The 309-nt window shown below is 74.8% G+C and carries 1 pseudogene; it reads right to left on the bottom strand.

The window, feature by feature from the left end:
- Nucleotides 1–72: 72 nt before the first annotated feature.
- Nucleotides 73–309, bottom strand: a pseudogene (locus AB0K65_RS02890) (RNA helicase); the annotation flags it as partial.

Here is a 309-nt window from a genome sequence, read left to right as displayed (position 1 = left end):
AGTCCACGACGAGCTTGCCCATCATGGCGTTCTCGGGCGCGGTGTTGGCGCAGCATGCGGCCGGAGGACGTGTCAGCCGTTGCGCTTCCAGCGCGGCTTGTCGTCACGGCGGCCGAAGGAGCCGCTGCTCGAACCGGTGCCGCGGTGGTCGCCGCCCCGGTGGTCGTCACGACGGCCCTGGGGACGGTCGCCGCCCGAGCGGAAGCCGCCGGAGGGGCGGTCGTCACGACGGTCGCGGTTGAACGGCCGGTCGCTGCCACGGTGGCCGGCCGCGGGGCGGTCGTCACGGCGGTCGAAGGAACGGCCGCC

Origin of the sequence: Streptomyces sp. NPDC053755 (assembly GCF_040677675.1) — a bacterium.
Classification (GTDB): domain Bacteria; phylum Actinomycetota; class Actinomycetes; order Streptomycetales; family Streptomycetaceae; genus Streptomyces.
Note: the sequence above shows the minus strand (reverse complement) of the source record. Positions and strands in the feature narration are given on the sequence as shown.